This is a genomic window from Luteibacter sp. TLI7-4A, assembly GCF_056754745.1.
Window position 1 is genome coordinate 2613236 of record NZ_JBPGWO010000001.1, and the last position, 20619, is coordinate 2633854.

Consider the following 20619-nt stretch of genomic DNA (forward strand, 5'->3'; position numbering starts at 1 on the left):
AACCATCAAGGCGGCGGAAGCTTCACGCTAAACCGGGCCCCACCAAGTTCCTCGGAGCGATCGACATGCAGTTCGCCCTGATAGGCCTTCACGATGTCCTGCACGATGGACAGGCCGATGCCGTGGCCCTGCACGCGTTCGTCACCGCGCACGCCACGCTGGAGGATCTTCTCGATCTTCTCGTCGGGAATACCGGGGCCGTCGTCTTCGACGACCAGTTCGAGGCCACTGCGGCCACGCACCTTGCCGACGGACCGCGCCGTGAGCAGTACGCGATGCGATGCCCATTTGAAGGCGTTCTCGACAAGGTTGCCCATGAGTTCGAGCAGGTCGCCCTGCTCGCCGGGAAAGGTCACGCCCTCTTCGAGTTCGAACTCGCAAAGCACATTCTTCGCCGCATAGACCTTTTCGAGGCTCTGCACGAGATCTTCGGCATGCCCGGCGATCGGTTCCACCGAGGCGATGGTGCGTCGGCCCGACGTGGCCGCGCGGGAAAGCTGGTACGCGACGATCTCATCCATCTTTCGCACCTGGTCGAGGATGTCGCCGCGCAGGTTGTCGGCGTCGCCGCCGCTCTCCAGTTGCGAGCGCACCACCGCCAGCGGGGTCTTCAAGCTATGCGCGAGATCGGCCAGGGTGTCGCGGTAACGCGACCGTTGCTCGCGCTCGCTGTCGATGAAGGCGTTGAGGCGACGGGTGAGCACCGTGAGTTCCACGGGATACGGTCCATCGAGGTGATCCCGCGTACCGCGTTCGATGTGGGCGAGATCGCTGGATACCCGGCGCAACGGCAACAGGCTCCAGCGCAACAGGAAAAGCTGCAGCAGCATGAGCATCATGCCGAGCATCGCCAGCCACAGGAACTGCGTGCGCCGGTACGTCGCCACCTGGCGTTCGAACTGGTCTTCCGTCTGCGCCACGGCGAAGGTCAATGGCACGCTGCGCTTGTCCGTGCTGTCCAGCGAAACGCCGTAGCTGAAGACATAGAGCTTGCCACTGCGTGTCTCCACCGGCTCGAAGGCGGTTTCGCCGGGCGAGAGCATGCGCACGAAATCGAAATCGCGCCCCAGCGCGGACGACGACTCCCATCGGAAACCGTCGTTGCCGACGATGATCGCGTAAAGCCCCGAACCGGGCCGGGAGAAGTCCGGATTGGGTTGGCTGTCTGGCGTGGTGACCTTGCCGGCCCGTGTGATATCCGTGCCGGTGATATACGCGATGGCGTAGTTGTGCAGCCGGTCGTGCATGGCCGACAGCTCGGATGCGTAGTTGGCCTTGTTCTGCGCGAGGCCGGTCAGGCCGAGGAAGGCGGCCAGCGCGAAACCGGTCGCCAGCGCCGCTCGCGCGGCCAGCGAGAGGGGCCGGCGTTTGATCGGGGAAGCGTTGTCCATGCTTCGAGCTTACCTGCGGGTGGCGCGGCACCTTGCCCTCGCCACCCGCGGGCGATCAGTCTTCGTCCGCTTCGTTGCGCGGGATGGCGAACCGGTAGCCACGGCCACGAACGGTCTCGATGGGCTTGAGCGCGCTTTCCGGATCGAGCTTGCGGCGCAGGCGGCCGATGAAGACTTCCAGCACGTTGGAATCGCGATCGAAGTCCTGCTGGTAGATGTGCTCGGTGAGGTCGGCCTTGGAGACCAGTTCGCCCGCATGCATCATCAGGTATTCCAGCACCTTGTATTCGTAGCTGGTGAGGTCGACCTGGCGCCCTTCGACGGTGACCGTCTGCGCCGTGGTGTCGAGCTTGATCGGGCCGCAGGCCAGCACCGGCTTGGACCAGCCGCTGGCACGGCGCACCAGCGCGTTGATGCGTGCCAGCAATTCCTCGACATGGAAGGGCTTCACCAGGTAATCGTCGGCGCCGTACTTCAGGCCCTCGACCTTGTCCTGCCAGCTGCCGCGGGCGGTAAGGATGAGGATCGGGTAGCGCTGGCCGTGCTCACGCAGGGCCTTCACCAGGTCCATGCCCGACAACTTGGGCAGGCCCAGGTCGATGATGGCGAGATCGAACGGCACTTCGCGACCGAGGTACAGGCCCTCTTCGCCGTCCTGCGCCGCATCGACGGCGAAACCGTCGCGCTTGAGGCGTGCGGCGAGCGTCTCGCGCAGCGGGGCCTCGTCCTCTACCAACAGGATTCGCATCAATGTTTCTCCTTGTTATCCCCGGCGTTGACGTCCAGGGGCTTGGCGGTTTCGGTACGGACGGGCACCACCTTGACGTGTCCGTCGAGGGTGAGCACCTTGACCCGGTATTCGGTGATCCTGCCGCGCTCCACCAGTCGCGTATCCGCCGACAGCACCTTTCCCCCGGTATCCTTCTGCACCTTGCTTACCGCCTGTTCCAGCGTCAACGACTGGTCGGTCTGGGCGACGGCGGGCAAGGCAAGGCTGAGCGCGGCGAAAAGTAGCGGACGAAACGTGATTTTCATGTCTGACGGAAAGCGACCGGGGTCTGGCTAGTCGACCGATCATGCCCAGCCCCGCCCAGCCCGAAGCTGAACGAAACCCGGGCACCCTGGTCCGGGGGCGCCATGGCCCCTTCGATCGGCTAGGGGACGCGCTCGAACATCGTCTGCGTCTTTCCCTTGTATTCGGCCTGGTCGAACGCCCGGTAGCCGAGGCGTTCGCCCAGCCGTACGGACGCCAGGTTCGCCGGGTCGATGAGGCAGACGGTCCGGCCCACCCCGCGGCGCTCGAAGAACCAGTCGTGGACGGCCCGCAGCGCTTCGGCGCCATAGCCCTTGCCATGAGCCGGGCGTGCCAGCGCCCAGGCGCCCTCCGGGAACGGATCGAAGCGGTCGCCCAGGTCGCGGCGGAAGTGCGCCAGGCCCGCCTCGCCGACGAACCGGCCACCGTCCTTCTCGCGCAAGGTAAAGAGGCCGTAGCCGAAGGACGTCCAATGCCCCACGTTACGGAGCAGCCGGATCCACGTGTCTTCCCCCGGCGCGATGCCGCCGATGAAGTGCATCACCTCCGGGTCCGTCCTCATCGCATGGCAGTCGTCGAAATCGGAGACGGCGCTCGGGGTAAGGATCAGACGCTCGGTGACGATCATGCGGTGCGGGCCTCGTGAGGGGTATGGGGAATCATGCGGCCTGCCGAAACGCGGCGAGCGCCGTTTCGATCAGGCACCAGTCGGCCCCGGGCAGATGGGCGCCTTCGGACAGCTGGCGGCGGAAGCCGCGCGCGCCGGGCTCGCCCTGGTACAGCCCGAGGATGTGCCGGGTGATGTGCTTCAACGGCGTGCCACGAGCCAGTTCGGCATCGATGTAGATACGCATCCGTTCGAGGATGTCGGACCGTTCGGGCAGTGGCGTGCCGTAGAGATCGGCCTCCAGCTTCGCCAGGACGAAGGGGTCGTGATAGGCCGCCCGGCCGAGCATCACGCCGTCGACGTGAGCCAGGTGCTCGCGGACGGCTTCCACCGTGGTGATGCCGCCATTGATGACGATCGTCAGCTCCGGGAACTCCCGCTTCAACCGGTACACCCGCCCGTAGTCCAGCGGCGGGATCTCCCGGTTTTCCTTGGGGCTGAGGCCATCGAGCCAGGCCTTGCGCGCATGGACCACGAGAATCCTCACGCCCGCCTCGACCATCGTCGTGGTGAAGCGCTGCAGGTCGGCATATTCGTCCTGGTCGTCCACGCCGATGCGGCATTTCACCGTCACCGGTACGTCGACCACGTCGGCCATCGCCCGGACGCATTCGCCGACGAGTTCCGGCTCGCGCATCAGGCAGGCGCCGAACTTGCCGGATTGCACCCGATCCGACGGGCACCCCACGTTGAGATTGATCTCGTCGTAGCCCGCCTGCGCTCCCATCACGGCGGCCTTGGCCAGTTCCACGGGATCGCTGCCGCCCAGCTGCAGGGCCACCGGATGCTCTTCGTGGCTGTGCTCCAGCAGACGCAACTGGTTGCCGCGCACCAGCGCGGCGCTGGTGACCATCTCCGTGTAAAGGCGGGCGTGCGGGGAGAGCAGACGGTGGAAGTACCGGCAATGGCGGTCCGTCCAGTCCATCATGGGGGCGACGGTCAGGCGGAAGGCTGAGGGGGCGGTGGGCTGCATAGGGCGTATTCTAACTGCCCTATGCACGTGCTGTTTTAACCGTGACCCCTTAGGGATGCCCGGTATCAGTGACCATGCATGTCCGCCGGCGTCCCATCGGACCACGTTCCCACCCCGACCAGAAATACCAGGATAGGCGGCAGCCCCTTCGTCTGGTCCTGCGGGTTCGGAGACATGAACCAGTAAGGGCTGGACATGACCGGCGAACCTTCCGCACCGGAACCCCAATCCTTGCCGTCCTTGACCAGGGTATCGAACATGAGGTGCGGCATGTTGTGCCCGCCTTCGTCGGTCAGGTACGACGATTTCGACATCATGAAATCCATCGCGCCGCTTTCGAGTTCCGGCAGTTGCTTCTTTGCGTACGCGGCCTTGACCGCCGACAGCATCTCCGCCTTCGACCGGCCGGCCATCGCCAGCCTTGCGCGCAGATGGAAGATGGGCACGATCGCTCGTGCGGCCTGCGGATTCAGGCAATCGGCAGCTCTTATCTTCGGGTTCCAGAATTCCGGCCAGTCGAACGGTCCCGTCCAACTCCTGCCCACCACGCAGACAAAGCCATTCTTGCCTTCGACCGCTGTTTCGTAACCCTTCCGTCCCAGAACCAGGACCGTCGCGTCACGGGAAATGGATGCGGGAGCCGCGCTTCGCGCCAGGGCGATTTCGTCGTCCCGGTTCGCCATGAGGTATTGATCGACCGGTGCCATCGTTGGATAAGGCGCCGTACCTCCGGCCTTCTGCGTGCCCTGCGCCAGGGCTTGCTGCGATATACCGAACGCCGCAAGCAACGCGAAACTCATGATGCCGATCGTCCGCTTAGCCTTGTACATGGGATTCCTCCTGATGACGGGCGGTTTCAGCCGGCCCGTGAGAGGCGCCGATGGGCTGCCTTCACTTATCGTCGAACGGCCGCAGCGGATTTCGACAGGCCGTCGGAAAAAATTCGCCGGGCCCTATTTTTCCCGCTTCGCCGCCTTCCCACCGGACGCATTGAGCGCAATAGCGGCGCGAACGAGCGCCTTGAACGCATCCGCGTCGACCTCCTCGCCCTCGCCGATGTCGATGGCACGCCTCACGTTCCCGTCCAGGCTCGAATTGAACAGCTTCGAGGGATCTTTCAACGAGGCGCCCTTGGCGAAGGTCAGTTTCACTTTCGCCTTATAGGTTTCGCCGGTGCAGATGATGCCGCCGTGCTCCCATACCGGCGTACCCATCCACTTCCAGGTTTCGACGACCTCCGGGTCGGCCTCATGGATCAGCTGGCGCATCCTCGCCAATGTCTCGCCGCGCCAGTCTCCGAGGCTCGCGATCCGCTCGTCGATCAACCTGGACGCCGACTCGTTTCCCGACAGATCTTTAGCCTTCATACGCCACGCCTCCCCATCAATGCCCCCCGTCGAAGTCTATCGTCCTACGGAGCTGAACTGCTGGATCACCCAGTCGATGAACACGCGCACGCGCGGGCTCAACTGGCGGGCCCTCGGATACAGGATGGACACCGGTCCCGGCGGCAGCGCATACGGTGCGAGCACCCGCCGCAAACGCCCTTCGGCAAGGTCGCGTTCGATGTGGAACAACGGCATTTGCGCAAGGCCGAAGCCGAGCCGCACCGCTTCCAGGAAGCTCTCCGTTCCCGTGACCGATAACGGTACCGCCATGTCCACCTTGGTGAGCTGGCCGGCCTCGATGAACTCGAACGGCCTCAATGCCCCCGTGGTGATGGAGCGGAGGCACACGGCCCGGTGATTCGCCAGGTCGTCGAGACGCGCTGGGGCACCGTACTTCTCCAGATAGCTGGTGGCGGCACAGGTGATCCGTTCGAGCGACGTGACGGGCCTCGCGATCAGGTCGCTATCCGGCAGGGCTCCATAGCGCAGCACGCAATCGCAGCCCTCGCGGATGACGTCGACCCAGCGGTCGCTCTCGCTCATGGCGATCTCGATCTGCGGGTACGCGGCGAAGAAACGCGGAAGGCTCGGCATCAGGAAGTGGCGGGCCAGGGTCCCCTGCACTTCGATCCTCAACATGCCCTTGGGTACCGCCCCGCTGAAGGCGCCTTCCGCATCTTCGATATCGTCGAGGATGGCCAGGCAACGGCGGTAGTAGGCCTCGCCGTCGAGGGTGGGACGAACGGTTCGTGTCGTCCTCTGCAGCAGTTTCACCCCTAGCCGGTCTTCCAACTGCCTGATGACCTGGGTGGCCGTCGAGCGGGGGATCTCCAGGTCATTGGCGGCCTGGGTGAAGCTCCGGCGATCGACGACGCGGGTGAACAGCCGCATGGCTTCGAGTCGATCCATCCATCGCCTCTATTGTTCGCAATTACGGAATTGTGTTGCCAAAACTAGCTAGATTATTCGGCGAACTCAAGCGCCGATAGTTCGTCCCACGCCGCCCACCACGGGTGGCCCTTCTGGAGACGAAATCATGAACGAGACGAACAAGGTTGCCATCGTGACGGGGGCTTCGCGCGGCATCGGCGCCGCCATCGCCAAGCGGCTCGCGGCCGACGGCTTTACCGTCGTCGTCAACTACGCCGGCAGCGCGGCGGAGGCCGAGGGCCTGGTCGCCACCATCGAGGCTTCCGGCGGCCGCGCCATTCCCGCGCAGGCCGATGTCAGCGACGGCGCCGCCGTGGCCCGCATGTTCGACGCCGCGCAGGCGGCCTTCGGTGGCGTGGACGTCATCGTCAACAACGCCGGCATCATGAAGCTTTCGAGCATCGCCGATACGGAAGACGCGCTGTTCGACAGCCATGTCGCCATCAACCTCAAGGGCAGCTTCAACATGCTCCGCGAAGCGGCGAAGCGACTGCGCGAAGGCGGCCGCATCATCAATCTGTCGTCCAGCGTCGTCGGCCTCTACCAGCCCAACTACGCCATATACGCGGCCACCAAGGCTGGCGTGGAAGCCATGACCCACGTCCTCTCCAAGGAATTGCGCGGCCGCGACATCACGGTGAATGCCGTGGCTCCCGGCCCCACGGCCACCGCGCTCTTCCTCGATGGCAAGCCTCAGGCCGTCATCGACCAGTTGGCGAAACTCTCGCCGCTGGAACGCCTCGGCCAGCCGGAAGACATCGCCAGCGCGGTGGCGTTCCTCGCCGGCCCGGACGGTGCATGGATCAACGGCCAGGTACTGCGCGCCAACGGCGGCGTCATCTGATCCCCTTCGAACGACATCCCCATCCAGGACATCCCGTCATGAGCAAGAAAATCATCCTGATCACCGGCGCCTCCAGCGGTTTCGGCCGCATCACCGCCGAAGCGCTCGCCCGCGCTGGCCACATTGTGTACGCGTCGATGCGCGACGTGGCCGGGCGCAATGCGGGAAACGCGGCCGAGATGGCCCAGCTATCGGCCGCCGAAAACATCGACCTGCGGGCACTCGAACTCGACGTGCAATCGGAAGCCTCGGCCGAAGCCGCCATCGCGGCCGTCATCCAAGAGAGCGGGCGCATCGATGTCCTTGTCCACAACGCCGGCCACATGATGTTCGGCCCCGCCGAAGCCTTCACGCCCGAACAGTTCGCCCAGCAATACGACGTCAATGTGCTGGGGACGCAGCGGGTCAACCGCGCGGCACTTCCTCACATGCGCGCCGCGAAGCAAGGCCTCCTGGTATGGATTTCCAGCAGCAGCTCGGCCGGCGGCACACCGCCTTACCTGTCGCCTTACTTCGCCGCGAAGGCCGCGATGGATGCGCTGGCGGTGCAATATGCACGCGAACTCTCGCGCTGGGGCATCGAGACCTCGATCGTCGTGCCGGGGGCCTTCACCAAGGGCACCAACCACTTCGCCCATTCGGGGCGTCCCGCGGATGAAGCCCGCCTCGCCGACTACGAAGCCGGCCCTTACAAGGGTTTTGGCGAGCAGGTCCAGAAGGCATTCGCCGAGATCGTTCCGGATGATGCCGATGTCGGCGGCGTCGCGAAGGGCATCGTGGAGATCGTGGACATGCCCTTCGGCACGCGCCCGTTCCGCTTCCACTACGACCCGACGCAAGACGGCGCGAACGTGGGCTTCGCGGTACTCGACCGCCTTCGTGCGGAGATGCTGCATCGCGTCGGCCTGTCCGACCTGCTCAAGCCAGCCACATCAGCCTGAATCCGATCCGCGTCCGGTGACTGGCCGCCTCAGGGCGGCCAGTCTTCCGTTTCCCCGAGCCGCCAGACGAAGAACTCGCCGGACTTCGGCTCGCCCGTGTCGCGGGCGAACAACAACGACTTGCCGCTCGGCGAAAACACCGCGCCGATCTCCGTGCCGTTGACGTTGATGTCCGGGCCGAGCTTCACCCGTCGAGACCACGCCGTACCCGTCCACGTCGATTCGTAGAACGCGCCATCCGCATTGAGGATCAGTCGTGAACCGTCCGGCGAGGGAAGCGCTTCGTATTCGTCGCCTGCCGTGTTGAGACCCGCACCTGCATTTTCGACCGTCCATCGACCTGAAGGGTCCTGACGGGCTCTCCAGATATCGTTCTTGCCGAAACCACCGGGCCGGTTCGATCCGAAATACAACCAGCCATCCGGTGCGAGCCGGGGAAACCATTCCGCCTCGCTCGAATTGACCGGAGCCGGCAGGCGCGACGGTGTTCCCCAACGCCCGTCCGGCCCACGATCCACCTGCCAGATATCGAGATCCTTGCTCTTCAGGCCAGCCGTGGCCCGGGACGAGATGTAGTACAGGCGATTGCCGTCCGGAGTGAACCAGGGATCGGCCTCGAGGCCGGGACCGGCGAAGGGTGGCGGCACGGGCGGCGACCAGCGCTTGCCTTCGCGGTGTGATACGAGAATGCGCCAGCCCGAGAACGACTTGCTGCTGCGGACGAAGTAGAGGTCGCCATTTCGCGGATCGAACGCGGCATGCGACTCGAACAAGCTGCTCGACACACCGGCCGGTGTCCACGGCTCCACCGAATGCGATGGACTATCGCTACCGGCGGCGATAGCGACGAAGGGGACGATCAAGCCAAGGATTACGATGCGGAAAGAACGCATGTCGACTCCAGGCCGGCGAAGGTTGCCTTTACGGCGGGATCGTCCGCGAGCTAAGGCGAAAAGGCAGCCGCGATCGCCGCCACCGGCTTGCGCAGGATCGTTTCGTTGAAGGTGAGTTGCAACCTGCCTTCACGGACCGAGCCGACGACGATGTCGCGCTCCAACAGGCGTTCCCGCAATCCCGTGGCCATCCGCTCGTCGAGCTTGAGGAAGGCGATGTTGCTGCCGTTCGGTACGCGCTGCACTTCGACTCCAGGCATGGCGCCGAGCAAGCCGAGCAACTTCTCCGCCTCGGCATGCACGCGAGCGAACCGCTGGTCGAAGCCAGCCAGTGTCTTCGATGCGATCGCCGCGGCTATCCAGCCGTGGTAGATCGTGCCGCCGAACACGTGGCGCGCCAGGCGTGCTTTCGCGACGAAGGCCTTGTCGCCCGCCAACACGGCGCCGAACGGCGCGCCCAGGTACTTGTAAAGCGACACATAGACCGAATCGAACGGCGCGCAATAGCGCTGCAGGTCGAAGTCCTCGTGGCCATGCATCAACAACAAGCGGGCGCCATCCAGGTGCATGCCCGTGCGCTTGCTCCGTGCGAGCTCGCCGATCTTCGACACCGTTTCCTGCGAGACCGCCGCGCCATCCAGCCGCCGCACGGGGCTCTCGATCGATACCGCACCGATCTCGACCGGGTAAGGTTTCTCGGCGCTTTGCGCGAAGGCCGCGGCCACGGCGTCGTAGAGGCCGTCCGAAGCCCCGCCGTCGACCGGCACGGGGTTGATCGCATTCATCACGGCGACCGCGTCCGCCTCGTCACGATAGACGTGGCTTTCCTTCTGCAGCAGCACGCGCGAACGGTCGCCGCTCAGGATCCGGATGGCGATCTGGTTGGCCATGGTACCGGTCGGCATGAAGGCCGCGTCCTCCTTGCCCAACAACTTCGCGAACTGCGCCTCCAGGCGTCCCACGGCGCCTTCGGTGAGATACGAGTCCCCCACATCGCTGGCGTCCTTGAGTATCTCGGCCAATTGGGCGGGGTACTGCGCCGGTTTCCTCGGCACGTTGTCGCCAGCCAGGGAGACGATCTTTTCAACGGGGATGTCCTGCATCGAACGTAGCGTCCTGGCGGCGGCGTGTGCCGCGGGCCAGGCCAGGCCCAGGCCCGCCAGGGAAAGCGCGCCCAACGGCGCGGCCTGCATGAACTCGCGACGACTGACCATCCGACCCCTCCCGTGAGCGACGCCCCTATGTCGGCCAAGGCTCTCATGTCCTTTCGTGGCCGCCAACGGCCGTCGGTCATGGGTCCTGGCGCGGCGGAGGCTGGATTCCTGCACGGTTCCGTCGCAGGCACTAGAATGCCGCCCCCGCCGTCGCGTCCGCCTGTAGCCGCATCATGCATATCGTCATCAACGAAGACCTCAAGGCCTACATCGACCCGCTGACCCCCGACGAGTACGAGGCGCTGGAGCGCAGCCTGCTCACCGAAGGCTGCCGCGACGCGCTGGTGCTATGGGGCGACACGCTGGTCGACGGGCACAACCGGTACGGCATCTGCCGCAAGCACGACATCCCCTTCACCACCGTGCAGAACGAGCGTTTCCAGTCCATGGACGACGTGCACCTGTGGATGATCGAACAGCACCTGGGACGGCGCAGCGTCTCGGACTTCCAGCGCGGCGTGCTGGCCTTGCGCAAGCGCGAGATCCTCGCCGAGCGGCGTGCCCGCATGGCCGCGGCCGAGGGTGCCGACGCGGCGTCCGACCTGCCCTTCGATGCCGCCGGCGCGCAGCCGGCACAGGGGAAGCCGGCCAAGGCCCCTCCCGCCGAGACCCGCAAGGACATCGCGCGCGAAGCCAGGATCAGCAGCAACCAGGTCGGGATGATCGAAAAGATCCGCAAGGAGGCCGCCCCGGAGGTGGTCGCCGCGGTGAAATCCGGGACCTTGTCGATCAGCGCGGCGGCGGCCGTGGCCAGCCTGCCCGAGGAAGAACAGCGCGCCGCGGCCACCGCCGGCGACGCGGAGCTGAAGGAAGCGGCCAAGCGCGTCCGGGAGTCGAAGCGCAAGCCGCGTGAAAAGCCGACCGACGAGGTGAAGGCCTTGCGCGAACAGGTCGCTGAACTCGAAGCCGAAAACCGCAACCTTCGCCGCGAGATCGACAGCCTGCGCGCCCGCCTCGGCGAAAGCGTGCCCGAGGACGCCGACGAGGCGCTGGCGGAGTAAGGTGGCGAAAGGCCGGGAACTCCGGTGGCATCCCGGTGTTCCAAGGCCGGTACACCGGACGCGCCCTGAAGCGTTCCATGGCCTAACCCGGAGCGTCCCATGAAACCGATCCTCGCCCTCACCGCCCTTTCCCTCCTCGCCACGTCCGCCATGGCGCAGGAGAAACCGCTCAACCTCAGGTTGCCGGCGGACTACGTGCCCGCCTCTTCCAGCAGCACCGCGCCCCCGGCCGCCGCCCAAGGCGCGTCCGGAACGGCGGTGACGAAGAGCGGCGAAAGCGTCGCCGTGACGCCGTCCCGGCCGAAGGACCCGCCCGGCACCTACTACGGCGACACCAGCGGCCGCATGGCCGGTGCCGACGTGGAAGACGATGGCCCCCGCTGCGACGACGCCACCTACAACAAGCCGCAGGTGCACGGCAGTGTCAGCACGGGCGTGGTCAGCGCCAGCCACGGCGGCAGCGGCAACTACCAGGCGGGCACGGTGAGCCTCAGCCAGGCCTTCGGCAGCTGCGAGCATCCCACCGGAGGGGTCAGCATTTCCGTGGGCGGCGGTACCGGACACTTCGGCGGCGGCCGCATCCGCTGATTCCTTTCCGCCGACCCGCTCAGGCGGGCCGTGCGGCGCAAGCCTCCGCGTAGGCCGCGTTGATCTCCTTCGCGCGGCGTTCGGCCAGCGCGCGGATATCCTCTCCCATGTTGGCCACCTTGTCCGGGTGGTACTGGCTCATCCGCGTGCGGTAGGCGGCCACGATCTCCTCATGCGTCGCCTCCGGAAGCACTCCCAGCACCTCGTGCCATGGCAGCGGCCGCTCGAAGAGCGGCGTGGTGTCCAGGGGACGGTCGTCCGGGGCGGGCTCGTCGCGCTTGCCCAGCAACGCGGACGTGTACTTGTAGCCGATCGCCAGGCAGGCGGCGATGACGACGAATTCGAGCGTGGTCATGCCAGGGCGCCTTCGATCTGTAGGAGGTAAGTCTGCAATTGCGCGTGCCGTTCACTGCCGAGGTCTTCGAGATCCATCTGCCGATGCAGCCTCGCATGGATGGCCGCCGTCAGGCGCGCACGTTCGCCGCTATCGAGCAAGGCATGGGCCGCGGCCACGAGGTCGAAGCGCTCCGCGGCATGCATTCCCTGTTTCCGCACGATGTTCAGCGCGTAGGGCGCACAGAGCAAGGCATCGGAGGCCAACGAAGCGAAGGCCTTGCCGCCGAGCCCCGTGAGCTTGCGCATCCGCCAGGTCCGCAGCACGGCCAGGACGATGGCGACGTACAACGCGACCATCCAGCCCAGGAGCACCCATACCGACGTGAACAAGACGGCGGGCATCGCGGCGAACAGCAAGGCCACGAGCGTGACCGGAAACACCGTGGCGGCCACACCGGCTCGCCAGGCACGCAAACCATGCGGCGAGGCGATGTCGAGCGGGGCGAGGCGGGACGACCAGCGCAAGCGCAGCAGGGGCCGGCCAGGCGCGAGCAAGGGTGGCATGTAGACATGCCGCCCCGCCAGTTCGAAGTCCGAACCGACGGAGAACGACCAGCGGCCGTCCCTCCGTTCGAAGAACACCACCTCGTTGTGATAGATGAGCAGCACGGCGTCGTAGAGATACATCCCCGCGACGCCTGCCAGCAGCCACCACGCATGCGGCAACATCCCGGCGTTTACGCCTTGCGCCCGAACAGGCGCTTGATCGCGCCGCCGACAGCGGCGAGACCGATGAGGATGAACTTCCAGGCCGCCGCGAAGAACGTGGCTATCACGGCGAAGAATCCCTTCTTGGCCGCCACCGCGGCCACGCCTCCGGTGATCAAGGCGGCGAGGCCGTACTCGGCCACGCGGTCGCCCGCATGGAAATCGGTATAGGCCTGGCCTGGAGTGAACGCGAAACCATCCAGCGCACCCTTGAAATCCGCGACCGATGCGTCGAGCGATTCCGGATCAGACACCAGCACCACGTTCATGACGCCACTTCGGCCGAGGATGCGCGCGTTGTAGTTCACCACTTCCGTTTGGGACTTGTCGTTGCGCGCCAGGAACGACCAGGCCAACGACTTGAACCGCGTGTCGTACTGCGGCGGGTTCTTCCAGCCGACCAGGGTGAGCGTGTCCCAGCCGCGCGAGCGACGTTCCTTGTTGCTTTCCTCGGTACCTTCCTTGACGGACTTCAGGATATCGTCGGGGTCGAGCTTCTCGTCGTCCTTGACGTAGCCGATGTCGTCGTAGTCGAAGAAGGCGGTCCAACGCATGTCGGTCGGCGCGAGCGTGTACGTATCGGTCTCGTCCGGCGGATTCTCCATCAGCACGTTGAGCCGCTTCGTGCCTTCCGGATCGAGGAAGGCATAGCCATCGGGCACGTCGATCGTGGCTTGCGGACCCACCTGCACCTTGGTCGGCCCGAACTGCCATGGCAGATCCGAAAGCGCCGACGCATGCGTCATGGATACGAACAACGACAAGGCGACGAAGGTCGCCCACTTCCTTGCCAAACCCTTCATGGCTTTCCCCTGGTAGGCCGCGGCCCCCTGCCGCGACCGGGCGAGTTTGGGACCGGGGAAAACCATCGTCAAGGCAACCCCACGATGGCGGGGTGGTAGGATCGACGGGGCCGCCGAACGAGGACACGCCATGCCGCAATCCTCCGCCCTGTCCCAGCGTGGCCAGTTCCGTGCCATGTACATGGGCCTCAAGAGCCAGCACGCGCTCGAACACACCCCCGTGATCCTCTGCGAGGGCGACTCCTGGTTTTCCACGCCGCTGGCGATGAACCTGCTCGACTGGATCGTGTCCCCCGCCCCGGAAGACGAGGCGCGCGGCGTGCCGCAGTTCGGCCAGGGCGGCCTGTTCTTCCGGGTGGAACGCAGCGGCGACCAGGCGGCTCCGCAAGCCGCCGACCCCGGGCGATCGATGTTCACCGAGGACAACGTCGACGATCTCATCGGCTGGTTCACGCGCTATCGGTTCGATGCCGTGCTGCTGAGCGCCGGCGGCAACGACTTCGTCGACACATGGCTGCACGATGCCCTGGCCGGGCGGCGTGGCCTGAGCGCCAGCCAGGCGTTCGATGTCATCGTCGCGACCGGCCGTTACGAACAGGTACGCGAAGCCTATGGGTTCTTCGTCGAGGCATTCCACCAGGTCCGCCCCGACGTACCGATCATCGCGCACACATACGACTATCCACGGCGCATCGGCAGTGCGGCCGAACTGGGCTTGCGCAACCTCGGCGCCGCCGCCTTGCTGAAGAAATCGGTCGGCCCGTGGATCGGGCCGAACATCGAGACCGTGATCGATGGCGGCATCGACGCATGGCGCGACTTCACCCGTCGCCTGATCGACGGTTTCGTCGAGCGCGTACTCGAGCCGGTCAAGCGCGACGCCGCCTTCGGCGGCATGTTCGATTACGTGGACCTGCGCGGGCAATTGACCGACGACACGCAATGGAACGACGAGATGCACCCCACCGAGGCAGGGTTCCACCAACTCGCGGGCATCTTCCGCGCAAAGCTGATAAGCCGGTTACCGCTCGCCAAGCGTTGAACGGAACACCACGATGCGTTCCGTCGCCTGGGGATCGGGGTCGTCGCTGCGGAGCCATGGCATCCGTGCAAAGGTGCGCGAACAGGGACCGAGCGTGACCACGCGGATCGGTCGCCGCCGGGCTTCGCGCTCGATGTTGGCCACGACGTCGCGCAACACGCTGCCGATGAAGGGCGTGAACAGGTAGAAGACGTTCGCCTCCGACAGGTCGGCGTCGCGCGCGTCGCCAACGCGCATGTGCACGCCGGCCAGGCCCAGTCGCGCTGCCGCCTCGACCGCCCGCTCGACGTAGGCGGGCTCGCGTTCCACGCCGAGCGTGCGCGCGCCCGAGAGAATCGCAACCAGGAGCGGCACGTGTCCCATGCCCGCTCCCAGGTCCAACACGACATCGCCGGCCGTGATGCCGGCACGCGCCACGCCATCGATGATGTGCCGTGCCGGGCTCGGTTGGTAGAAAACCATCTCCGCCGGCAAGACGTGCGGAACCGCAGGCTCCTCCAGCGCGAGCACGCCCGCGACGACATGGTCCAGCACATCGTAGTGCTGCCCCGTGGGAAAACCGACATCGAGCCACGCGGTTAGCGCCGCGCGCCCTTCGCCGCGACGGATGGCATCACGGATCGAAGAGAAGCCTTCCGCGTCGAGTGTTTCCATGGCGTCGAGGAGTCGCACCGCGCGCTCGCGCCATGCGGGATCGTCCGCGCCGATGAGGAGCAGGTCGAGGCGATCGGCGGCTTCGGCACGCCACAGGAAGGCGGCAGGGTCACGCCACCCCTGCTCCTGTTCGAGCAGCACGACGATGGAGGCTAGCGATTCCATGGAACGGTGTGTCTCCTCACAGTTCGCCCAAGGATGCCTTGAGTACGGGGGTGTCGTGTGGAATCCTCGGTGGGGGACTTCCATGCACATGCCTCCCGCAGCCGACAGGAACCGCCGGATGAAGCTCGTACGCCGTTCGTTCGTACCTCGCCGCATCGCCGCGATGCTCGCCGCGTGCTTCTGCCTGCCCGCCTTGGCCAGCCCCCCGCTGGCGACGCTGGTGTTTCGTGACGGTGGACGGCCGGTGCTCACCATCACCGATCCACATGGTCTCGCCCTCGTGGACGAGACCCTCGGCCTCCGCACCACGGAAGCGGATCTTACCCATGACCTGCGGCTGGTCGGCACCACGCAGCGGCAGATCACCGAGCGCTATCGCATGACCGTCGGCAAGCGCCTGGAGCGCAACGCCAATCTTTCCGAGACCCGGTATGCCTTGCAGAACGGCAAGGGGCAGAAGCTCGATGTCGTCGTGCGCGTCGCCAACGACGGCGTGGCCTTCCGCTACGAACTGCCGGGAACGGCTCGGGTGACGGTGACCGGCGAAGCCACCGCGTTCGCTGTTCCACCGACGGCGAAAGCCTGGCTGCTTCCCTATAACCCGCAGTATGAAAAGGAGCGCGTCGAAACCACCGCGGGAGGTGCCGCACCGGGCGATTACGGCTATCCCTCGCTGTTCCAGGTCGGCGACAACTACGTGCTGGTCACCGAAGCCAACGCCGATGGCCGCTACGACGGCAGCCGCCTTACGCATGCGGCGAACAGCGGCACGTATGCCTTGACGCTCGCCGACGCCCGCGTGGAAAGCACCGGTGTCACGCCCTGGCGCACGGTGATCGCCGGCGACCTCGCCACCGTCACGGAGTCCACGCTGGTCGACGATCTCGCCGATCCGGCACGCTTCGCCGATACCTCGTGGATTCGCCCGAGCAAGGTCGCCTGGTCGTGGCTGAGCAAACACGACAGCCCCTCGAACGCCGAGCGGCAGAAAGCCTATGTGGACTTCGCCGCGCGCAACCATATCCCTTATGTGCTGGTCGACGAAGGCTGGAACGAGAGTTGGGTGCCGGGCCTGGTCCGCTACGCGAACGCGAAGCACGTCGACATCCTGCTGTGGTTCCACTGGTCGAAACTCGACACGCCCGCCAAGCGCATGGCGGAACTCACGCGGGTGAAGGGCTGGGGCGTGAAGGGAGTGAAGATCGACTTCATGGAGTCCGACTCGCAGGCACGCTATCGCTGGTACGACGACACTCTCGCGGACACGGCGAAGCTGCACCTCATGGTGAACTTCCATGGCGCGACGATTCCCCATGGCCTCGCCCGTACGTGGCCGCACCTGATGACCATGGAAGGCGTGCGCGGTGCGGAGAACGATCCGCCAGCGGCTGGAAACACCATCCAGCCGTACACGCGCAATGTCGTCGGCTCGATGGACTACACGCCGGTGGCGTTCGACGCGGGCCGCAAGGAGGCCTCGATCGCGCACGAGGTAGCGTTGCCGATCGTCTTCGAGTCAGGCTGGACGCATCTGGCCGACATGCCGGAAGCCTACGAGCGCCGGCCGCAGGCGCTCGCCTTCCTCGACCAGGTTCCCACCGTATGGGACGAGACGAAGCTGCTCGGCGGCACGCCGGGGCAGGATGCGATCTTCGCCCGCCGCAGCGGCGACCGCTGGTTCATCGGCGCGATCTCGGCCGGGCCGGCGCGCCGGCTCAGCGTGCCACTGGCGTCCCTGGGCGTCGGGCCGTGGCACGCCGACATCGTTCGGGATGGCAGCGGCCGGGGTGACGTGGTTCGCACGGCACAGAACGTCACGGCCGACGGCACGCTCTCGCTCGACGTCTCCGCGAACGGTGGATTCGCCGCGATCCTGTGCCCACTGGCCAAGGGACAGTTCGGGAACGGCTGCTACCGCTAGCGCAACGCATCCAAGGCGCGGCGCAGCCATCCCGCATGGTGCGGAAACGCCAGCGCGAGTGGCAGCCTTACGCATACGTCCGTCCCGCCATCCAGGCGCGAGGCGATCGAGACGACCGCACCGATAGCGGCGGCACGCTCGCGGATGCCACGCAGGCCCCAATGGCCGTCGCGACCGTCGCGAAGCACCTCGTCGTCGATCCCGCGGCCATCGTCGCGGATCGACAGGACCAGCTCGGCGTCTTCGACCCGTAGCTCCACGTCGACCCGGCTCCCTTCCGAATGAGTGACGGCGTTGTGCACGGCTTCGCGGGCGATGCCATACAACTCGTCGCGGACCAGGTCGCCCAGGCCACGCAGGTCGCCGTAGGTGGTCACGACCACGGGCAGCGTGTGTTCCGCCGCGTAGGCCGAGGACAGGGCCCGCAGCGCCACATCCATGGGCGCCGACTCCCCTGCGTGGGCACGCAGGTCACGCACGCGGTCGCGTGCTTCCACCAGCGCTTCGTCGGCGCGATCCAGTGCGCGTTCCATTTCCCCGCGCAGGGGTTCTTCCGGCGGCACGCGGTTGGCGATGGCCTGGAAGCGCATGGTCAGTCCCTGGATGCTCTGCAACAAGGTGTCGTGCAATTCCCGGGCGATGCGTTCGCGCTCCGCGTGCCGCTCCTGCAAGCGCGCCCGCAGCTGCGAGGCCATGCTGCGCAGGCGCAGGAGGAAGACCAGCCAGGCAAGAAGCACGACCGCCAGCAGGCAGAGCAGGAAGAACCACGGCATCTGGTAGAACGCGCGCGCCACGTCGACCTCGATCGATGCGCCTTCCTCGTTGACCACGCCATCTTCGTTCGCCGCGGTGACGCGGAACACATAATGGCCCGGCGGCGGATCGGTGTAGATGGCCTCGCGATCGTTTCCGGCGTCGCGCCAGCGCGTGTCCAGGCCTTCCATGCGATAGCGGAACCGCACGCGTTCGGGCACGCTCAGGCTCGTGGCCGTGAACGCGATCCTCAGCCGCTCGGTATGCGCCGGCAGCTTGATGCGAGAGCCCGCGGGCCACGTGCCGACATCCGTGGAAACGGAACGAATGGACACCGGTGGCGCCAGGGGGTTGCGAGGCACGTCCGCCGGATCGATCGAGACGATGCCGCTCGTGGTGGCGAACCATAGCCGGCCGTCGTCGGCCACGACCGCGGTGGGGAGTGGCCTGAATTGCGCGGGCGTGCCCGGCAAGCCATCGAGGAAATCGAACAAGGTGCCCGGGGGCCGATAGTCCGGCTCCTCCAACGCACGGGTCATGTCTGCCGCGGCTATCCGGACCACGCCCTGTGCCGCGTTCGCCCAGAAGTCGCCGCGATGATCGCGGACCAGGCCGGAGACACCGCGTAGCGGATCGCCCGCCATCGCGATCATCCGCGCCCGACCGGCGACGACGACGCCGATGCCGAGTTCGCCGCCGACCCATACGGCCTCGCCGTCTTCCAGCAGCGCCGTGACGTTGCCCACCGCCAATCCTTCACCCGATCCGATCACGACGTCCGAGTCCTGCGAGCGCACGAAGATGTAGTTGCGGGCGAAGCCCATCCACAGCCGCCCGCGGCGGTCGTTCATCATGACAAGGGGGGCTGAGTCGATGGGGACGGCCGGCAAGGGGTCGTGCTCCCAGCCACCTTCGGTGAAGTGAAAGATGCCGGGCCGGTTGACCGACACCCAGGCGCCGCCCTTGCCATCGCCCACCACCGCCTGCACGCCGGAGTAATCCGGATAGGGCAATGGGGCGAACGGTTCGGGCTTGCCATCGTGCAGGCGCCAGACGCCGCCGGGACCGCCGAGCCAGATGCCGTCGGCATCGCGGCTGGCGGCGGTGATCGCCTCGGTCAGTGCGATGGGTTCGGTGCTGTTCGCCTCGACCCGGCTGAGCGGCCGGCTCTTGGTGCCGACCCATACGCCATGATTCTTCGCCGCCACCATGGCGAAATCCGTGGCGCCGGAAGGAAGCATCGCCGGCAGCAGGCGGCTCACCCGAAAACGGTCGAGGCCCCGGCTGCCGCCCACCCAGATATTGCCTTCGCGATCCTGGATCACGCTGCTGGCGTAATCGGAACTGAGCCCGTCGCGCTCCACGAAACGCTGCGCCTCGGCACTTTCCGCACCGATCACGCGGTGCGGAAGATCGCGTACCCGGGGCACCCGGCGGATGCCGTCGCCCAATGTCGGCATCCACAAGGCACCGTCCCGGTCGAACAGCAAACCCGCCGACGACAGTCGCAGCACGGGACCGGCCTTGGAAGGATCGGCCCCACCCGCCCATGCGGGATGCACGCCGCCATCGGCCTCGGCCACCCAGATCGAACCGTCGGCGGCCTCGGCGATGCGGTTCACCCGCCCGACCTCGCGTGTCGCCACTTCGAAACGGTGGCCGCCACGCGGCAACCAGGCCAATGCGTCTTCGGTCGCCACCCACAGGCGGCCCTCGCGATCCACGAACAGGTTGCGGGCGCGCATGCCTGGCAAGCCCATCGAAGGGCCGACCGACATCCAGCGCCCGTGATCGAAGCGAACCAGGCCATTGAAGGTCGCCGCCCAGACGGTGCCGTCGGGCGTCCCGCCGATGGCATAGAGCGTCCCCGTCGGTAGCCCCGACGCCGCCGCGTAATGCGTGGCGTGGTCCCCGTCGATGAAACTCGCCACGCCATAGCGGAACCCGACCCACAGGCCGCCGGAGGGCGGCGCATAGAGGGAGGCCACGCTGGACGCCTGGAAATCGCCGCCCTCGCGTGGGCGATAGCGTTCGAAACGCACGCCATCGAACCGATAGAGACCGGTTTGCGTGCCCAGCCAGAGATAACCGTCGCGTGTCTGCGCCAACGCCGTGACCTGGCCCGGCGCACCTTCGCGCACCGTCCAGGCCGTGTGGTAGAACTGGTCGATATCGCGATCGCGGCTGTCCGCCGCGCGAATGTCGCAGGCGAACGCCAGCCAGCCGGCAACCACCAGCCAGACAGACACCCACGCAGCGATCGCGCGTTGGAAACGCACCGGTCGACCTCCTTCGGAACGGGCAAAGATAGCGC

The 20619-nt window shown here is 66.3% G+C and carries 21 protein-coding genes; 6 read left to right on the forward strand and 15 right to left on the reverse strand.

What is annotated here, in order from left to right; genetic code table 11:
• Nucleotides 1-5: 5 nt before the first annotated feature.
• The 8 genes from ACR9Y6_RS11585 to ACR9Y6_RS11620 all read right to left on the reverse strand — a co-directional run bounded on the left by ACR9Y6_RS11585 (nucleotide 6) and on the right by ACR9Y6_RS11620 (nucleotide 6361).
• A complete protein-coding gene (locus ACR9Y6_RS11585) occupies nucleotides 6-1391 on the reverse strand; it encodes an ATP-binding protein (protein ID WP_481281415.1) in 1386 nt (461 codons plus the stop codon).
• A gap of 55 nt (nucleotides 1392-1446) precedes the next feature.
• Entirely contained in the window at nucleotides 1447-2139 is a 693-nt protein-coding gene (locus tag ACR9Y6_RS11590; RefSeq protein WP_481281416.1) for a response regulator transcription factor, read from the reverse strand.
• Nucleotides 2139-2426: a PepSY domain-containing protein gene (locus ACR9Y6_RS11595; RefSeq protein ID WP_481281417.1), complete on the reverse strand. Its 288-nt coding sequence runs from the start codon at nucleotides 2424-2426 to the stop codon at nucleotides 2139-2141. The genes ACR9Y6_RS11590 and ACR9Y6_RS11595 overlap by 1 nt, the downstream gene beginning before the upstream one ends.
• Before the next feature lie 119 nt (nucleotides 2427-2545).
• Nucleotides 2546-3052, reverse strand: a complete 507-nt coding sequence (locus ACR9Y6_RS11600) for a GNAT family N-acetyltransferase (RefSeq protein WP_481281418.1) — start codon at nucleotides 3050-3052, stop codon at nucleotides 2546-2548.
• A gap of 31 nt (nucleotides 3053-3083) precedes the next feature.
• A complete protein-coding gene (gene dusA / locus ACR9Y6_RS11605) occupies nucleotides 3084-4064 on the reverse strand; it encodes a tRNA dihydrouridine(20/20a) synthase DusA (protein WP_481281419.1) in 981 nt (326 codons plus the stop codon).
• A gap of 65 nt (nucleotides 4065-4129) precedes the next feature.
• Entirely contained in the window at nucleotides 4130-4894 is a 765-nt protein-coding gene (locus ACR9Y6_RS11610) for a hypothetical protein (protein ID WP_481281420.1), read from the reverse strand.
• 123 nt (nucleotides 4895-5017) lie between these two features.
• A complete protein-coding gene (locus ACR9Y6_RS11615; RefSeq protein ID WP_481281421.1) occupies nucleotides 5018-5431 on the reverse strand; it encodes a DUF1801 domain-containing protein in 414 nt (137 codons plus the stop codon).
• A gap of 36 nt (nucleotides 5432-5467) precedes the next feature.
• Nucleotides 5468-6361 (reverse strand): LysR family transcriptional regulator, encoded by an 894-nt coding sequence (locus ACR9Y6_RS11620; RefSeq protein ID WP_481281422.1) that lies wholly within the window; start codon nucleotides 6359-6361, stop codon nucleotides 5468-5470.
• Between the two features lie 127 nt (nucleotides 6362-6488).
• On the opposite strand from ACR9Y6_RS11620, the gene ACR9Y6_RS11625 reads away from it, so the two are divergent.
• Together ACR9Y6_RS11625 and ACR9Y6_RS11630 are read left to right on the forward strand one after the other, a co-directional pair.
• Nucleotides 6489-7226 carry an SDR family oxidoreductase gene (locus tag ACR9Y6_RS11625; RefSeq protein ID WP_481281423.1) on the forward strand — a complete coding sequence of 246 codons (738 nt, stop codon included), beginning with the start codon at nucleotides 6489-6491 and terminating at the stop codon, nucleotides 7224-7226.
• 38 nt (nucleotides 7227-7264) lie between these two features.
• Nucleotides 7265-8167: an SDR family NAD(P)-dependent oxidoreductase gene (locus ACR9Y6_RS11630; RefSeq protein ID WP_481281424.1), complete on the forward strand. Its 903-nt coding sequence runs from the start codon at nucleotides 7265-7267 to the stop codon at nucleotides 8165-8167.
• A gap of 29 nt (nucleotides 8168-8196) precedes the next feature.
• On the opposite strand, the gene ACR9Y6_RS11635 is transcribed toward ACR9Y6_RS11630, so the two are convergent.
• Nucleotides 8197-9060 (reverse strand): TolB family protein, encoded by an 864-nt coding sequence (locus ACR9Y6_RS11635; RefSeq protein WP_481281425.1) that lies wholly within the window; start codon nucleotides 9058-9060, stop codon nucleotides 8197-8199.
• Between the two features lie 50 nt (nucleotides 9061-9110).
• A complete protein-coding gene (locus ACR9Y6_RS11640) occupies nucleotides 9111-10274 on the reverse strand; it encodes a threonine aldolase family protein (protein WP_481281426.1) in 1164 nt (387 codons plus the stop codon).
• Nucleotides 10275-10447: 173 nt separating this feature from the next.
• On the opposite strand from ACR9Y6_RS11640, the gene ACR9Y6_RS11645 reads away from it, so the two are divergent.
• Both ACR9Y6_RS11645 and ACR9Y6_RS11650 read left to right on the forward strand, forming a co-directional pair.
• Nucleotides 10448-11275, forward strand: coding sequence for a ParB N-terminal domain-containing protein (locus ACR9Y6_RS11645; RefSeq protein WP_481281427.1), 828 nt, complete (start codon nucleotides 10448-10450; stop codon nucleotides 11273-11275).
• Between the two features lie 99 nt (nucleotides 11276-11374).
• Nucleotides 11375-11863, forward strand: coding sequence for a hypothetical protein (locus tag ACR9Y6_RS11650; protein ID WP_481281428.1), 489 nt, complete (start codon nucleotides 11375-11377; stop codon nucleotides 11861-11863).
• A gap of 19 nt (nucleotides 11864-11882) precedes the next feature.
• Here ACR9Y6_RS11650 and ACR9Y6_RS11655 read toward each other — a convergent pair whose 3' ends face one another.
• Genes ACR9Y6_RS11655 through ACR9Y6_RS11665 form a run of 3 tightly spaced genes read right to left on the reverse strand, consistent with a single transcriptional unit; the run spans nucleotide 11883 to nucleotide 13770 of the window.
• Nucleotides 11883-12218: a J domain-containing protein gene (locus ACR9Y6_RS11655; RefSeq protein WP_481281429.1), complete on the reverse strand. Its 336-nt coding sequence runs from the start codon at nucleotides 12216-12218 to the stop codon at nucleotides 11883-11885.
• Nucleotides 12215-12928: a hypothetical protein gene (locus ACR9Y6_RS11660; protein ID WP_481281430.1), complete on the reverse strand. Its 714-nt coding sequence runs from the start codon at nucleotides 12926-12928 to the stop codon at nucleotides 12215-12217. Before ACR9Y6_RS11660 ends, ACR9Y6_RS11655 begins: the two co-directional genes overlap by 4 nt.
• An 8-nt stretch (nucleotides 12929-12936) precedes the next feature.
• Complete coding sequence (locus ACR9Y6_RS11665; protein WP_481281431.1) at nucleotides 12937-13770, reverse strand: DUF2167 domain-containing protein; 834 nt, start codon at nucleotides 13768-13770, stop codon at nucleotides 12937-12939.
• Between the two features lie 130 nt (nucleotides 13771-13900).
• On the opposite strand from ACR9Y6_RS11665, the gene ACR9Y6_RS11670 reads away from it, so the two are divergent.
• Nucleotides 13901-14812: a hypothetical protein gene (locus ACR9Y6_RS11670; RefSeq protein WP_481281432.1), complete on the forward strand. Its 912-nt coding sequence runs from the start codon at nucleotides 13901-13903 to the stop codon at nucleotides 14810-14812.
• On the opposite strand, the gene ACR9Y6_RS11675 is transcribed toward ACR9Y6_RS11670, so the two are convergent.
• Entirely contained in the window at nucleotides 14792-15631 is an 840-nt protein-coding gene (locus ACR9Y6_RS11675; RefSeq protein WP_481281433.1) for a methyltransferase domain-containing protein, read from the reverse strand. The genes ACR9Y6_RS11670 and ACR9Y6_RS11675 overlap by 21 nt on opposite strands.
• Nucleotides 15632-15749: 118 nt before the next feature.
• Here ACR9Y6_RS11675 and ACR9Y6_RS11680 point away from each other — a divergent pair, with 118 nt between their 5' ends.
• Nucleotides 15750-17552 carry a glycoside hydrolase family 97 protein gene (locus tag ACR9Y6_RS11680; protein ID WP_481281434.1) on the forward strand — a complete coding sequence of 601 codons (1803 nt, stop codon included), beginning with the start codon at nucleotides 15750-15752 and terminating at the stop codon, nucleotides 17550-17552.
• Here ACR9Y6_RS11680 and ACR9Y6_RS11685 read toward each other — a convergent pair.
• Entirely contained in the window at nucleotides 17549-20584 is a 3036-nt protein-coding gene (locus ACR9Y6_RS11685; RefSeq protein WP_481281435.1) for a sensor histidine kinase, read from the reverse strand. The genes ACR9Y6_RS11680 and ACR9Y6_RS11685 overlap by 4 nt on opposite strands.
• Nucleotides 20585-20619 lie beyond the last annotated feature (35 nt).

What these genes read in the sequence shown, in the direction of transcription:
- ACR9Y6_RS11585 (WP_481281415.1), bottom strand. Translation starts at nt 1,391, where the DNA reads ATGGACAACGCTTCCCCGATCAAACGCCGGCCCCTCTCGCTGGCCGCG.
- ACR9Y6_RS11590 (WP_481281416.1), bottom strand. Translation starts at nt 2,139, where the DNA reads ATGCGAATCCTGTTGGTAGAGGACGAGGCCCCGCTGCGCGAGACGCTC.
- ACR9Y6_RS11595 (WP_481281417.1), bottom strand. Translation starts at nt 2,426, where the DNA reads ATGAAAATCACGTTTCGTCCGCTACTTTTCGCCGCGCTCAGCCTTGCC.
- ACR9Y6_RS11600 (WP_481281418.1), bottom strand. Translation starts at nt 3,052, where the DNA reads ATGATCGTCACCGAGCGTCTGATCCTTACCCCGAGCGCCGTCTCCGAT.
- dusA (WP_481281419.1), bottom strand. Translation starts at nt 4,064, where the DNA reads ATGCAGCCCACCGCCCCCTCAGCCTTCCGCCTGACCGTCGCCCCCATG.
- ACR9Y6_RS11610 (WP_481281420.1), bottom strand. Translation starts at nt 4,894, where the DNA reads ATGTACAAGGCTAAGCGGACGATCGGCATCATGAGTTTCGCGTTGCTT.
- ACR9Y6_RS11615 (WP_481281421.1), bottom strand. Translation starts at nt 5,431, where the DNA reads ATGAAGGCTAAAGATCTGTCGGGAAACGAGTCGGCGTCCAGGTTGATC.
- ACR9Y6_RS11620 (WP_481281422.1), bottom strand. Translation starts at nt 6,361, where the DNA reads ATGGATCGACTCGAAGCCATGCGGCTGTTCACCCGCGTCGTCGATCGC.
- ACR9Y6_RS11625 (WP_481281423.1), top strand. Translation starts at nt 6,489, where the DNA reads ATGAACGAGACGAACAAGGTTGCCATCGTGACGGGGGCTTCGCGCGGC.
- ACR9Y6_RS11630 (WP_481281424.1), top strand. Translation starts at nt 7,265, where the DNA reads ATGAGCAAGAAAATCATCCTGATCACCGGCGCCTCCAGCGGTTTCGGC.
- ACR9Y6_RS11635 (WP_481281425.1), bottom strand. Translation starts at nt 9,060, where the DNA reads ATGCGTTCTTTCCGCATCGTAATCCTTGGCTTGATCGTCCCCTTCGTC.
- ACR9Y6_RS11640 (WP_481281426.1), bottom strand. Translation starts at nt 10,274, where the DNA reads ATGGTCAGTCGTCGCGAGTTCATGCAGGCCGCGCCGTTGGGCGCGCTT.
- ACR9Y6_RS11645 (WP_481281427.1), top strand. Translation starts at nt 10,448, where the DNA reads ATGCATATCGTCATCAACGAAGACCTCAAGGCCTACATCGACCCGCTG.
- ACR9Y6_RS11650 (WP_481281428.1), top strand. Translation starts at nt 11,375, where the DNA reads ATGAAACCGATCCTCGCCCTCACCGCCCTTTCCCTCCTCGCCACGTCC.
- ACR9Y6_RS11655 (WP_481281429.1), bottom strand. Translation starts at nt 12,218, where the DNA reads ATGACCACGCTCGAATTCGTCGTCATCGCCGCCTGCCTGGCGATCGGC.
- ACR9Y6_RS11660 (WP_481281430.1), bottom strand. Translation starts at nt 12,928, where the DNA reads ATGTTGCCGCATGCGTGGTGGCTGCTGGCAGGCGTCGCGGGGATGTAT.
- ACR9Y6_RS11665 (WP_481281431.1), bottom strand. Translation starts at nt 13,770, where the DNA reads ATGAAGGGTTTGGCAAGGAAGTGGGCGACCTTCGTCGCCTTGTCGTTG.
- ACR9Y6_RS11670 (WP_481281432.1), top strand. Translation starts at nt 13,901, where the DNA reads ATGCCGCAATCCTCCGCCCTGTCCCAGCGTGGCCAGTTCCGTGCCATG.
- ACR9Y6_RS11675 (WP_481281433.1), bottom strand. Translation starts at nt 15,631, where the DNA reads ATGGAATCGCTAGCCTCCATCGTCGTGCTGCTCGAACAGGAGCAGGGG.
- ACR9Y6_RS11680 (WP_481281434.1), top strand. Translation starts at nt 15,750, where the DNA reads ATGAAGCTCGTACGCCGTTCGTTCGTACCTCGCCGCATCGCCGCGATG.